The organism is Microvirga sp. (genome assembly GCF_014699075.1).
GTDB lineage: Bacteria > Pseudomonadota > Alphaproteobacteria > Rhizobiales > Beijerinckiaceae > Microvirga.
Map to the genome: position 1 here is coordinate 97547 of NZ_JACXAB010000004.1, position 12882 is coordinate 110428.

The 12882-nt window shown below is 61.2% G+C and carries 10 protein-coding genes and 1 pseudogene; 8 read left to right on the forward strand and 3 right to left on the reverse strand.

Annotated features, from left to right (window positions below; all coding sequences use genetic code 11):
- Nucleotides 1–21: 21 nt before the first annotated feature.
- The gene (locus tag IC232_RS08155; RefSeq protein ID WP_246812122.1) at nt 22–2919 is read left to right on the forward strand and encodes a PAS domain S-box protein; all 2898 of its coding nucleotides are present in this window, start codon (nt 22–24) and stop codon (nt 2917–2919) included.
- A 6-nt stretch (nt 2920–2925) separates the two neighbouring features.
- Here the strand turns inward: IC232_RS08155 and IC232_RS08160 are convergent, their stop codons facing one another.
- Both IC232_RS08160 and IC232_RS08165 read right to left on the reverse strand, forming a co-directional pair.
- Nucleotides 2926–3237 carry a hypothetical protein gene (locus IC232_RS08160; protein WP_190844437.1) on the reverse strand — a complete coding sequence of 104 codons (312 nt, stop codon included), beginning with the start codon at nt 3235–3237 and terminating at the stop codon, nt 2926–2928.
- A 122-nt stretch (nt 3238–3359) separates the two neighbouring features.
- Nucleotides 3360–3602 (reverse strand): hypothetical protein, encoded by a 243-nt coding sequence (locus IC232_RS08165; RefSeq protein ID WP_190844438.1) that lies wholly within the window; start codon nt 3600–3602, stop codon nt 3360–3362.
- 432 nt (nt 3603–4034) lie between these two features.
- Between IC232_RS08165 and IC232_RS08170 the strand changes: the two genes are divergently transcribed.
- From IC232_RS08170 to IC232_RS08200, 7 genes and pseudogenes are all read left to right on the forward strand, one after another.
- Nucleotides 4035–5894 (forward strand): S1C family serine protease, encoded by a 1860-nt coding sequence (locus IC232_RS08170; protein ID WP_190844439.1) that lies wholly within the window; start codon nt 4035–4037, stop codon nt 5892–5894.
- A gap of 359 nt (nt 5895–6253) precedes the next feature.
- The gene (locus IC232_RS08175; protein ID WP_190844440.1) at nt 6254–6430 is read left to right on the forward strand and encodes a hypothetical protein; all 177 of its coding nucleotides are present in this window, start codon (nt 6254–6256) and stop codon (nt 6428–6430) included.
- Between the two features lie 11 nt (nt 6431–6441).
- Nucleotides 6442–7743: a hypothetical protein gene (locus tag IC232_RS08180; RefSeq protein ID WP_190844441.1), complete on the forward strand. Its 1302-nt coding sequence runs from the start codon at nt 6442–6444 to the stop codon at nt 7741–7743.
- A gap of 88 nt (nt 7744–7831) precedes the next feature.
- Nucleotides 7832–8185, forward strand: a complete 354-nt coding sequence (locus IC232_RS33225) for a transposase (protein ID WP_409564899.1) — start codon at nt 7832–7834, stop codon at nt 8183–8185.
- A gap of 858 nt (nt 8186–9043) precedes the next feature.
- Nucleotides 9044–10219 carry a ThiF family adenylyltransferase gene (locus IC232_RS08190; RefSeq protein ID WP_190844442.1) on the forward strand — a complete coding sequence of 392 codons (1176 nt, stop codon included), beginning with the start codon at nt 9044–9046 and terminating at the stop codon, nt 10217–10219.
- Complete coding sequence (locus IC232_RS08195; protein WP_190844443.1) at nt 10216–10620, forward strand: DUF6527 family protein; 405 nt, start codon at nt 10216–10218, stop codon at nt 10618–10620. Before IC232_RS08190 ends, IC232_RS08195 begins: the two co-directional genes overlap by 4 nt.
- A gap of 794 nt (nt 10621–11414) precedes the next feature.
- Nucleotides 11415–11612 (forward strand): annotated as a pseudogene (locus tag IC232_RS08200) (transposase); the annotation flags it as partial.
- Nucleotides 11613–11652: 40 nt separating this feature from the next.
- Here the strand turns inward: IC232_RS08200 and IC232_RS08205 are convergent.
- Nucleotides 11653–12792, reverse strand: coding sequence for a hypothetical protein (locus tag IC232_RS08205; RefSeq protein WP_246812104.1), 1140 nt, complete (start codon nt 12790–12792; stop codon nt 11653–11655).
- Between the last annotated feature and the right edge of the window lie 90 nt (nt 12793–12882).

Consider the following 12882-nt stretch of genomic DNA (forward strand, 5'->3'; position numbering starts at 1 on the left):
TTCCTTGTCGATGGCGGGACCATGGGCGCGCTGATGCGCGGGCACGACTGGTCGACATCGCCTCTCGGAGCGCCGGAGACCTGGCCACAGGCCCTGCGTACGGTGACCAGCCTGCTGCTTACCTCCAAGTTCCCGATGTTCGTGGCCTGGGGACCGGAGCTCGGCTTCCTCTACAATGGCGCCTATGCCGAGATCCTTGGAGCCAAGCACCCCGCGGCCCTTGGCGAGCGCTTCCACGACATCTGGGCAGAGATCTGGCCGGACATTTCCCCGCTGATCGACGCGGCGCTGGCCGGTGAGGCGAGCTATCGGGAAAACCTGCCGCTTCTCGTGAAGCGCAAGGGCTTCGATGAGGAGGCCTGGTTCACCTTCTCCTACTCGCCCGTCCGAGACGAGAGCGGCCAGGTGGCTGGCATGTTCTGCGCCGTCGCCGAGACAACGGGGCAGGTTCTTGCCGAACGGCGCCAGTCCTTCCGCATCAAGCTCGAGGAGGCTCTCGGCGACCTCACAGATCCCCGCGCCATTATGGCGGCGGCGGTCGAGGCACTTGGGCTGTACTTGAGAGCAAACCGGACGGGCTACAGCGAGGTGCAGGCGGACGGCGAGACCATCGTGTGCGAGACGTGCTATGCCGATGGGGTCGAGCCTCTCATCGGGACCTTCGCGCTCAGCAGCTTCGGACCGGATAGCATCGCGCGCCAACGGAGCGGGCAGACCGAAGTTTGCGACAGCATCGCGGCCGACCCGAGGCAAACCCATGCGACCTGGGCCGCCATCGAGACCGATGCGTTCGTGTCGGTGCCGCTGGTCCGGGACGGCCGCTTCACGGCGTCGCTCTACGTTAACTTCCGCGATGCCCACCAGTGGTCGTCCGAGGAGGTCGCGCTCATTGAGGACGCGGCTTCGCGGACCTGGTCGGCGGTGGAGCGGGCACGCGCTGAGGAACATCTGCGCGAGAGCGAGGCGCAGTTCCGGCTGATGGCCGATGCCGTCCCGCAGATCGTTTGGATCACGGATGGGGAGGGACGGACCCAGTTCTTCAACCGCCAATGGAGCAGCTATACCGGCGTGACATATGAGCCGACAACGGCAGCCGATGTGGCGGCGCACTACGTTCACCCGGATGACGGCATGGCAACGATGGCCGCGTTCAACGAGGCCAGACGGACAGGCGGCACCTTCTCCGTCGAGCATCGCATCCGTTCTGCGGCGGGGGAATACCGCTGGTTTCTCGTCCGTGGCGAACCGTACTGCGATCCGGGCACCGGCGAGATCGTTCGCTGGTTCGGCGCGTCCGTCGACATCCACGACCGCAAGCTCATGGAGGAAGCCCTGCGCGAGAGCGAGGAACGCCTTCGCGACCTGAATGCGACGCTTGAGGAGCGCGTCGCCGCGCGCACGGCCGAGCGCAATCACCTCTGGACCCTGACGGAGGACATGCTCGCCCGCGCGGATTACGAGGGCCGGATGAGCGCGGTGAACCCTGCCTGGACGAGGGTGCTGGGATGGTCGGAGCAGGAGTTGCTCACCAACCCCTATGCCGACATCATCCACCCCGACGACGTCGGGGTGACCGTGGCTGCACTACTGTCGATGGGGGAGACCAAGCAGCCAACGCGTTTCGAGAACCGGATCCTGACGTCAAGCGGGGAGTGGAAGCCGATCGGCTGGACCGTCTCGCCCGAGCCGGACGGCCAGAACTTCATTGCCGTCGGCCGCGACCTCGCGGACTACAGGGCGCGAGAGCAACTGCTTCTCGAAGCCCAGGAGGCGCTGCGTCAGTCGCAGAAGCTGGAGGCGGTAGGCCAGCTCACGGGCGGGGTGGCGCACGATTTCAACAACCTGCTCACCATCATCCGCTCGTCTGTCGAGTTCCTGCGCCGGCCCGACCTGCCCGAGGAGCGACGACGCCGCTACATCGACGCCATCACTGACACGGTGGATCGCGCCGCCAAGCTGACCGGACAATTGCTGGCTTTCGCCCGCAGGCAGGCGCTCAAGCCCGAGGTGTTCGACGTGCCCGAACGGATCCAGGCAGTCACGGACATGCTGCGCACCATCGTGGGAAGCCGCATTAAGATCATCACGGATATCTCTTGCGAGCGCTGCTTCGTCGAGGCCGACGTCGTCCAGTTTGAGACAGCGCTCGTCAACATGGCGGTGAACGCCCGGGACGCCATGGACGGGGAAGGCACTCTGACGGTGCATGTTGATGCCCTTGCCCATATGCCGTCGATACGCGGGCACGCGGGCGCTCCCGGGAAGTTCGTGGCAGTATCCATCAGCGACACTGGATCCGGCATTCCTACCGACAGGCTGAGCCATATTTTCGAGCCATTCTTCACGACGAAAGAAGTCGGCAAGGGCACGGGTCTGGGCCTGAGCCAAGTCTATGGTTTCGCCAAGCAGTCGGGTGGCGATGTCGCCGTCGAGAGCGGGCTCGGGAAAGGCACAACCTTCACCCTCTACCTGCCGAAGGTTGAGCGCGAGGCTGGCGCTGACGAGACTGCCGTCTATGCCCGGACAGGTGCGCAGCAGGAAGATGGCCGGGGTTGCCGTGTGCTCGTGGTCGAGGATAACCTTGAGGTGGGGCAGTTCGCGACGCAGCTCTTGCAGGATCTCGGGTACGAGACGGCTTGGGCCGCCAATGCCACCGAGGCTCTCGATCTGCTCGAGAATAACCACACCCGCTTTGACGTGGTTTTCTCGGACGTGGTGATGCCCGGGATGAGCGGGATCGAGCTTGGGCGGGAGATCCGGCAGCGATATCCAGCACTTCCGGTGGTACTGACCTCCGGCTACAGCCATGTGCTGGCAGAGGAGGGACGGCACGGCTTCGAGTTGCTGCACAAGCCCTATGCTGTTGAGGACGTCTCGCGGGTGCTCCGCAGGGTGACCCGCAGGAGCGGCTCAGGCTAGCCTTGCTCATCTGGACGGAATGATCTTGGCAAGGCTGTAGGTCTGGTTGTGGCACATCTCGGAAGTACACCGAGCGTCCGTGATGCGGCGAATACCGGACTTTGGGCAACTGCCGATTGCCTGAACGGTATGTCCCTTGTTGGGCACTGGTATGGAATGCCCCTTCTGATGATAGTGAGTCACATCGCCGATCAGGATCTCGGCGAGCCCGTCGATCTCTCGAACAACCCGATCGATCTGTCGGTACTCCTCGCCACCGATCGGGATGTCGGCCAGGGTTCGCGTGAGGAGATGCCGCGTCGGCCGCAGGGACTCCAAGAGCCTCTCCGCGACTTCCGGTGTCATGAGACACCGGGATTTTCTCGAATGACCATGTTGCATGGATCGCCTCACCGTTCTTCATTTGCTTCAGCCGATAGCGGTAGCAAGTCACGCGATCATCATGATCGGGAGGTTTCACGGTGGCTGGAGCCACCCCGGGTCGGCGTCACCCCCGTTCGCCCGCGGACGTACCCGAACGACAGGGCCGCAGCGAGACGTTCGATCCGTTGCTCCTGGATGTGCTGCTCGACGAGAAGGGCTTTGATGGCGGTTCGTGGATCGCCACCGCAGGCCTCGATCACGGCCGTTACATCAGCCTCCAACTGGTCCGTATCGCTCGCGACCTGAACCTGGTCAGTCATCGTCACCTCCCTTGAGAGTCGCGACGTTACTGATCCGATGCTCCGACCTCCAGCGGAATGTTCTTTATTTGTTCTTGAGCTGTGGAATGCGGGGAAACGCTCACGATCGTTGCCCGGGCGGGAGACAGCCAGACGTGATCCATTGCCACGAAACGTGGCCAGCTTGGCGCGAATCCTAGTATTCCGAATTTCGAGAAATGCGGCGCCTGATCCGTGTGGCGCGCTGCTCGCACGAGCTCTATGACTAGGGACAAAGACATCACGGATAGTTTCGTACCCGTAATCCCGCGCGAGAACACCATCGATTAGTGACGCGGAACGTCTGCGGGACAGCGACTCGTCGGATTCAAGTAGGCAAGGTCGTCTCCGCAGTTGTTCTGAGTTGACAGGTCAGCAGTGGGTTGGGCTGAGTGGCGGCTGTCGGGGGTTGTCATGCGTATTGTTTCCATTGCCGCTAGCGTTGCGATTTGTGCGTTCGGTTCATCGGCCTTAGCGGATTCCTTCACGCTCTCGGGTGACGCTCGCTGGGTTGCTTTGGCCAGCCGGCAGAGCCTCGATGAAGCCATCGGCGTTGCCCATGCCTATCGCTGGCGCTTTCCGACCGTCAGGGTCATGCAGGCGACGAACGGATGGTACGCCATCGTCGCCGGTCCCGAGCGGATCCCGAACCCGCGGGCCTACAAGGAAGCGCTGGTCCGCACGGGCGAAATCCGCAGCGATACCATCATCACCCGAGGACATGGATACGTTGCCGAGGTCTGGAAGCCCTCGACCTTCAAGCCTCTCATCCAGGCAAAGTACGACGGCTCGAAACAGGTCAATCTGCGCTCCGGCGAACTGGTTCTCACCGTCTCAAGCCTTGCAAGGGGGAAGGAGAGCGGGCGCTTTCCCGTCCTGTCCGGGTCTGCGAACGGCCGTCTCGCCTTTACGGCGCGCCTTGAGGAAAGCTCGAACGAGGTGCCGAACGCCGAGGTTGCCGTCGTGCGCCTCGACCCCACCAGCGCAGAGCCGCAGGTGGTCTTTTCGTCCTTCTGGGGTGGCGCGCATTGCTGCACTGTCACCAAGATCGCCACGAAGGTCGGAACCGAGTGGCGCGTTGTCCCAGGCAAGACCATCGACGGGGACGGCGGCTACACCTTCGATGACATTGATGGCGATGGCGCAGCCGAACTGCTGAGCGTGGACCAGACCTTCTTCTACACCTTCGCGCCGTATGCAGGATCCTGGGCGCCCGAGAGCATTTCGAAGCTCTCCGGTGACCGGCTTGTCGATGTGACGGCGCATCCGACCTTCCGAACCTACATGCGCCAGGAACTCTACCGGATGGAGTATCTCGCCAGCCGGGAGCCGAGCCTGTGGCGCTCGAATGGGTTCCTGGCAGCCTGGGTGGCCACAAAAGCAGTCGTGGGCGAGTTCGATGATGCCTGGAACCGGATGCTGCCCCTGTACGATAGAGGCACCGATTGGCCCCTGATCGAATGCACGGTGGCAAAGGTGGGTGGGTCCTGTCCGGACGGGAGGGAGCGGACCATCGAGTTTCCGGTGGCCTTGCGCAAGCACCTCGAGGAGGAGGGATATATCCCGAGGAGTGCACCGGTTCCTCGGCCGGAAAGTGTCGTGGTCGCGCGACCGACCCTTGTCGTGCCGAGCCCGGCTCCCAAGGAGGAGAAGCGTGCGTCCTCTGGGACAGGCTTCTTCGTCACCCGGGAGGGACATGTCGTCACGAACAACCACGTGATTGAGGGTTGCACTTCCGTCCAGGTCAAGCCTTCCAACGGCTCGCCCCTTCCGGCTAGGATTCTGGCCCGTGACACGACCAACGACCTGGCACTGCTGAAGTCTGACCAATCGACGGACAAGTTCGCGACTGTCCGAGCGGGCGTTCGTCTCGGGGAAGCCGTCGCGGCCTTCGGTTTCCCGCTCAACAGCGTCCTGGCGAGCTCCGGCAACTTCACGCTGGGCAATGTGACCGCACTGGCGGGCATCGGGGACGATAGCCGCTTTCTCCAGATCTCAACTCCGGTTCAGCCGGGGAACAGCGGTGGGCCGCTGCTGGACGAGAACGGCAATGTCGTCGGCGTGGTGACATCCAAGCTCAATGCCCTCAAAACGGTGGTTGCCATTGGGGATGTCCCCCAGAATGTGAACTTCGCCATCAAGGCAGGGGCGCTGACCACGTTCCTGGAGAGCACCCGGGTTGAGGTGCCGGCTGCCTCTAGTGCGTTACGCCTCTCGCCGCCCGATCTTGCCGATGTCGCCAGCAGCATCAGCGTGTTTGTCAGATGTGACTGAGGGGCTAGCCCATCAATCACTCTCGGAGGCGAACACATTCGGCCGCCGAGCCGACCGAGGTTTGGGGCAACACGAAAACCCTCGTGACCTCCGACTGGTTATGCAGCGCAAGAGGTCCTCGGCGGCACTGTTCATCAGGTCAATGATGGTCTGCAAATGAACGACGGTCCGAAGGCGGTATTCCTTGGCCGGGATGTCGGGAATTGATGGAATCGTCCCCAAACCGGTCTGAAACAGCCCGGTTTGGGGAAAGGGCCGCGATATGGCGCTGCCTTGGGCAATTAAATCGTGCGAGCTACACCGATCCTTCCGCCCTCGCCGCCGATGCCACGATCCTCGACGGATGGATGGAACACTACATGCCCATCCCCGTCCTCGTCGGCAGCGCAAATGGGCACCCGACCCTCGCCGGCAAGGGCAGGCTGATCCGAACCTCGGACCTTTGGGTGATGGCCGAGGATCGCGGGCGTGCCCGTTCCATGGCTAGGTGGTATCGTCTCGGCCGGCCGCTCGAGGCCGAGACGACGCACTCCTGAGGAGACTGCCTATGGGTGATCGGAAGATGCCGCGCCTCCCCATGACCGCTGACGAGTTTCTGGAGTGGGCCGCGACCCAGGAGGAGAAATGGGAGCTTGTGGATGGCTATCCCGTTCCCAAGTTCTGTGACGAAACAGAGGCTGGGATGGCCCCGACTCCCCGAGTGCCGATGAGCGAGGCCGAGTTTCAGGAATGGGTGAGGACTCAGCCGAGCCGGTATGAGCTCGTGGACGGCGTCCCGATCCCTGTGTACGGCGAGGTGAGGGGGGACCTGATCACCTCCGACTGGCGGGCGCTGTACGGCAGTCTAAAGGGGAAGGGCAGGGATCCCAATCGCGTCCGGACCATCGAAGAGATCAGCGGAGCCGCCATGACCGACGACGAGACGCTTACGCACGAGGAGGCTGCGGCCCTGCTCGGCGGGTACGCCACCCTTGCCCACAGGGTGATGATCGACGAGCTGCCGCGCCTTCCCGACGGCCTGTTCCGCCGGGGAGATGTCCTGGCCCTGAGGGATCGGCTCAGTGCGTTGGAGGCCTTGGCCGCCTCGACCGAGGAACTGTCCGAGATCGCCGAAGGCGAGGCCGTCAAGCACGAGACCCAGGAGTCATGGCGTTGCGTGTCCGGTAGCCTGAAAGGTCAGAGCACCGACCCTGATCGCGTCCGCTCCATCGAGAAGATCAGCGGAGCCGCGGATGATGACGAGCAGTTCCAGGAGGCGCTTCGGCAGGTCCGAGCGACGGGAGCCATGGGCGTCACTCCGCGGGATGCCGTCGTGACAGATCTGGCCGCCGAGGGCGAGGATGCCAAGAAGGATCAGACGTTCGGCGAGGCTCTCCGCGATATGGGTTGGCAGCCTGTGCCCTTGCCGCGCCTGACACTCCGCTCGGGCGCTCCCGGCAGGCGGCTGAAGCTCCCTCGTCCTCCCGAGGAGGCCGTCCTGATCGCGGAAGGCGAGGCCGCTAGGCGCGAGATCCTGCGGCTGGCCGGGGGCTACCTCGAGGAGGAGCTGGCGGCGGAGTGGCTCGGCGTCTCGGTCGATCACCTGCGCCGCTCCGTCGAGGAGGGCACCTGGATCGCCGTCGAGATGGACGGGCGCCTGGTGGTCCCGGCCTGCATGATGCGGGACTCTATGACGGTCCTGATCCTGCGCGAGATCCTCGCCGTGATGCCGATCCGATCGCCGTGGATGCGGCTGGAATGGCTCGTCCGGCCGGACGACGCTCTCGGCGGGCTGAGCCCCATGGAGGCCATCCGGGACTGCCGGGAGAAGGAGGTCCGAGAGCTCGCGCGAAGCCACGGAGCGGATTAGAGGGTGTCTGGAAAATCGGGTTGAGCCCATCTGAAGGGGCATGACAGCCTCCTTCTATGACTGCAACCTGAGCGATGCGGAGTGAACGATCCGGGCGCCGCTCCTTGCCTCCACGACACGCCGTGGGCGTCCTCGCAAGCATGACCTGCGGCTGGTCCTGAATGCCATCCTCTACATTCTGCGCGGTTGCGAACCCTGGCGGTTGTTGCCGCACGAGTATCCGCCCTGGCAGAGCGTGTACGATCAGTTTCGACGATGTCGCGGCGGCCCAAGGCAGGATCCAGTAGACCCGCAGCCCATCAGCAGGCGGTCGACGGATTACCGACCGAAATTGAAATCTCTCGACGCAACTCAGGTACCGTCGCGGTCCGCCACATTGAGCGGCTACAGGTCGTCGTGCAAGGGCGAGAAAGTACTGTCGGCGGCTGTGAGACGTCGGTGAGTCAAATTTGAGAGTAATTCGTGCCTGAGGGGCGCTAATCGAGTCAAACTACAGCCTGTACTTGAGAGGCCGGATCGTTGGGACCTTATGGTTTCTTGAGGAGATGATGCGAAGTAGTCGCAACACGTTTGATGCGGCGCGGCCTTCACGGAGATAGTCTGCTGCCGGAGGGCCAAAGGTGACCAGACCTTCAAGCTCGTCAGCGAGAAGACGCCGTTCCCGACGGCTTGGCAGGTCCGCTCCGAGCACTCAGGCAAGGACACCTACGTCCTGTTCAACACCGACAGCGATGTTGCGACCGAAGGCGTGACTAAGCTCAAGGGCGTCCACGCCGATCTAACCCACACCTAGTTCGTGCCGTAGGTGTTGCGCACCGTTCAGTGAGATCTTGCTTGGGATGAGAAGGCGCGCTGGGAGGAGTTCAAGACTTTCAGGCACCAGTTCTTGTGTCGGAAATGCAGCCGCGTAAAGTGCAAGCGGCCGCCCACATCGAAACGTGCGGTCTGTGCGCACGAGAATTGTGAAACACAGTTCTCGCCGCCGTGATCCTCATCTACCTGCCGACATCAGAGGCGCGCAATCCTCGTCGAGTGCAGCGGCAGATTAGTGAAAAGCCATGTCATTGGAAATCGGCCCGATTTTTCGATCGGGCCGAGCAGTTGCGTCAGTCGGGCACAGCGGAGCAGTGCATCCTATTTGAGTACAGGGCCGACCTGTTAAGCAAATCGGGCCGAGATATAGCTGCTTTGGGCAATTATATCGTGTGGGCCACAGTGACCTACACCCGTGGCGAGAGGCCAAAAGAGGGCACCCTAGCCCCCGGCGGCTCGGTGAAGGCCAAGGAGGGCATCGACTTCCATGTTATTCCAACTAGCGAGTCGTAATCCTGACATCCAGAAGTTGCTCGACCGGGGCTACGCGCTCCGGCTCGACAGCAACTACCTCGTGGTCCGCGACATCCCCTACCTAGATGCCGCGGGCGACCTGCGGTGGGGCGCGATCGTCACCACCATGAAGGATATCGATGGCACCCGCGTCGCGCCGAATGACCACCAGGTGTTCTTTGCGGGTGGCGTGCCCTATGGCCTGAATGGCAAGCCCATCCCGTCTTTGGGCAGCGGCACGGCGAGCGTCCCGCTGGCGAAAACCGACGTCGTCGTCGAGCGGTCCTTCTCCAACAAGCCGCCGCACGGCCTTCCGGATTTCTTCGTTAAGATTGAACACTACCTAACGATCCTGTCCGGGCCTGCGCGCCACCGTTTTTCGGAAGCGAACCCTTTCACCTTCAACGTCGACGACGATGCCGGCCCGGAGAGCGTCTTCCATTTCCGCGATACGCTGACCAGTCGTGCACTGATCGGAGACCTGTCGGCAAAATTCAATGGCCAGGACGTCGCCGTCATCGGACTAGGGGGCACCGGCGCCTATGTCTTGGATTACCTCGTCAAGACGAACGTCGACGGGATCCGAGGCTTTGACCCGAAGCCGTTCCACGTCCACAACGCCTTCCGTTCCCCGGGACAGTTGCTGCAGGACGAGCTCGGCAAGCCGAAGGCCGAGGTCTACCAGAGGCGCTACGAAACATTTCGCAAGGGCCTTAAGCTCGAGGCCAAGGCGATCGATGGCACCTGCGACGCTGATTTCGCCGGAGTGACCTTCGCCTTCGTCTGCATCGACAGCGGCAGCGCGCGCGCTGACATCTTCGACCTGCTTATCCGTCTGAGCATACCCTTCGTAGATGTCGGTATGGGGCTTGTCCGTATCAACGGCGCCCTCGCTGGCATGGTCCGCACCAATGTGCTGCTGCCCGGCGAAGCAGAGAAGGTCCGCAGCAAGATGCTGATCCCTCTCACCGATCCACCCGGTGACGAGTACCGCACCAACATCCAAATCGCGGAGCTGAACGCACTCAATGCGAGCCTCGCCATGCTGCGCTTCAAGCAGCATTGCGGATTTTACGCACAGGCGCAGCCAGCGTATCATCTGCTGATGAATACCGCGCTGCTCAAGCTGTTCGTGGAACCGACCGAATGAGTGATTTCCGCCTCGAGAAGGTCCATTATGTCCCGCAGGCATTGGAACCCGGCGTCGTCTACGCGTCCGACGAGTACAAGGTCGCGGTGCACCTTTGCGCGTGTGGCTGCGGCAGCAAGGTGCCAGTTTCCCTCGGCCCGGCCGGATGGACCCTGACCGAGCGGAACGGACGGCCGACCATCCGCCCTTCGATCGGCAGCGGACAACTGCCGTGCCGCTCCCACTATCTGATCACAGAAGGGCAGGTCGATTGGGCACCCGCCATGAGCGCTGCGCAGACAGTCGCAGCACTGAAGTCAGATCATCGCAGGCGGGAAGCGCATTACCGCGAGGCTGCCCGCAATTCGCGGTGGTGGGTTCGGCTGTGGAAAACGTTCCAACGCTGGGTTGGGCTAGTATAGGCGTCAGAGGGCTCACATTAAGAATTTTCTTCACCGTCGATATTCAACCGACTGCGGTCGGATATCTTCTATGCCTATCTCACCGCAGATCGAAACGATAGATGTCAACTCGCAATAGAAAGTAGGCTCTCCAGGGAGTTGAACATACTTGTCCGCTTTCCTCAGTCGACGAGTCAAAGCCGTCAGTCAGCTCACGGCCCCATTGCCGTCATTCCAGAACACGCGCCCGAATAGCCGTTCCCGGCGCATCTGAGGCATTGCGGCATGGTCGGCTTCGAACACCAGCTGGCATGAAGAGGTGCCACCCGGCTCTTGCAATGCTGTTCGTTGGTTGTGACGTTTCCAATGCAAGCCGCAAGGATGAAGGTAACGTTCCGGATTAATCGCGAAGAAGCCCGCCTCAAGAGGTGAGGCGGGCTTTGGCATCATTTGAGGCGCGCTATAGGTGATTGTGAGCGCCCTCATTAGCTAGCTGATGTGGCGCCCATATTCGCCCTTTGCCCGAAGAAATTAGCGAGCTATGCAGAATGTCTAAGCTCCCATATCGAGGGAGAATGTCGTCTAATTAATAGTCGCAGAGGCGAACCTGTAGCTCAAATCGCTGCCGTACGACATACAGCATGCTTTTGAGCTACATGGAATCGGAGCTTGGGCCAGTGCCAGCGCACAATCTCTAGGGGTGTTCCCGTGCGATGCGTGTACCGAGGACTTTCAACTCGTAGTTCTGAAGTAGCCCCCGAATAGACCGAACACGATCTCCCACCTCGCTAGGAGATAGGAGTAGAGTTAGGTCTATGACTGGTTCTTGCTCGAAGTTAGAGGTTCTTGACGTACCGCAACGCCGTCGCCGCTGGACGGCCTCCGAGAAGCTGTCCATCGTCCAGGAGACCTACGAATCCGACGCCACAGTCAGTCTGGTCGCCCTCCGGCATGGGGTGGCGCCCAACCAGCTCTTCCGCTGGCGCAAGCTTGCTGTTCAGGGGGCGCTCACCGGAGTGGGGCCAGTTATGGATTGGATGTTAGTATTATCTCCTAGCGCTGTGGGAGATCGTTTTTGGTTGATTCTGGTACTGCTGTGCTTCTTCTGATTTCATTAGAAGTAGAGGTCTGCTTAAGGCGTTTCTTGTATGGCCCTCTTTTACCGTAGGGGTTTTTTCTAGCACTCGACGAGGCAAGCGGCCGAACATCGGCAACTCGGACGAGGATACCAGCCAAACCAGGTGCTTCAGCAAGACGTCCACTGCACTGGATCCTCTGTTCCATCAAGGCGGTTACGAGCGCAACAACTTTCACGTGGAGCGCCTTGGGTGCGTCAGCGATTGAGATTTGCTCCTTATCAATCCGCGAAACAGTACCAGAAACGCCAGCCAATCTCTCCAGCCATTCCTCGACGTCCGTCCGTCGTAACAAATAAAGGCTCTTCTCCCCCATTACGCCCCCTGGCACCCATATCGGCAAAATTCTCGCCCTGATAAGCTTTCTCACCATGGCGATTCCAACACCCAAGACCTGAGGTAACCCCTCAAGTCTTATCGAAGACTCAAGATCCGCTACAATCGCAGCTAACGTTTCATTGTTGACCTTGACCGGACTACCTTTGCGCTTTTCCGGGCGAATTCCATCCTGCAGTTTCAGAATCTTTCGGAGTGTTCCAGGTCTCATCCGGCATTCTCTTGCCGCCTCCGTCAGCGTTACGCTAGGGCGTTTCCTGGGTAGTTTGGGAAACACGTCTCTCGGCACCTGAAACTTTTGTAGAGCATTGTCCAATACAATCTGCGCAAGGGCAGGAGAGAAGTTCTCCCCACCACGCCAAGATAGCCACCGGTAGAACCATCCATAAGCAGTTAACATGCTTGCCGGCCTTGGACCGCCTGTCGAGAGGAAGCCCTCGTAAGTTCTATCGAGTGCATCTCCAATCCGATGCTCCAGGATCACTCTAAATCCATGGGCGCGTGCGGCCGCCCGCTCAATACTTAGGTCATCGATCTCCACCCAACGATCGGCATATCCATGCAGGTCAAGTGCAGCGATACGCTCGATCATGTCGATGGCTTGAGTCAGCGGAAGATTCTGCAATTCAGGTGGGGTCCCAACGCCTTGTAAAAGCCCGAACTGAGCGACGATCCACCGATCCAGCGCGAGAATCTCCGGTGAGGCGGTTTCTCGTGACACAGTGAAAACCGATCCATCTGTGCAGACGCGGCATTTCGTAAGTAACCCATCTTCCCAAGACAGTTTCCCGCCGCAGCTACACAGGGAAAC

Coding starts and splice junctions, on each gene's coding strand:
- IC232_RS08155 (WP_246812122.1), top strand. CDS start 22: ATGGGCGCGCTGATGCGCGGGCACGACTGGTCGACATCGCCTCTCGGA.
- IC232_RS08165 (WP_190844438.1), bottom strand. CDS start 3,602: ATGACTGACCAGGTTCAGGTCGCGAGCGATACGGACCAGTTGGAGGCT.
- IC232_RS08170 (WP_190844439.1), top strand. CDS start 4,035: ATGCGTATTGTTTCCATTGCCGCTAGCGTTGCGATTTGTGCGTTCGGT.
- IC232_RS08175 (WP_190844440.1), top strand. CDS start 6,254: ATGCCCATCCCCGTCCTCGTCGGCAGCGCAAATGGGCACCCGACCCTC.
- IC232_RS08180 (WP_190844441.1), top strand. CDS start 6,442: ATGGGTGATCGGAAGATGCCGCGCCTCCCCATGACCGCTGACGAGTTT.
- IC232_RS08190 (WP_190844442.1), top strand. CDS start 9,044: ATGTTATTCCAACTAGCGAGTCGTAATCCTGACATCCAGAAGTTGCTC.
- IC232_RS08195 (WP_190844443.1), top strand. CDS start 10,216: ATGAGTGATTTCCGCCTCGAGAAGGTCCATTATGTCCCGCAGGCATTG.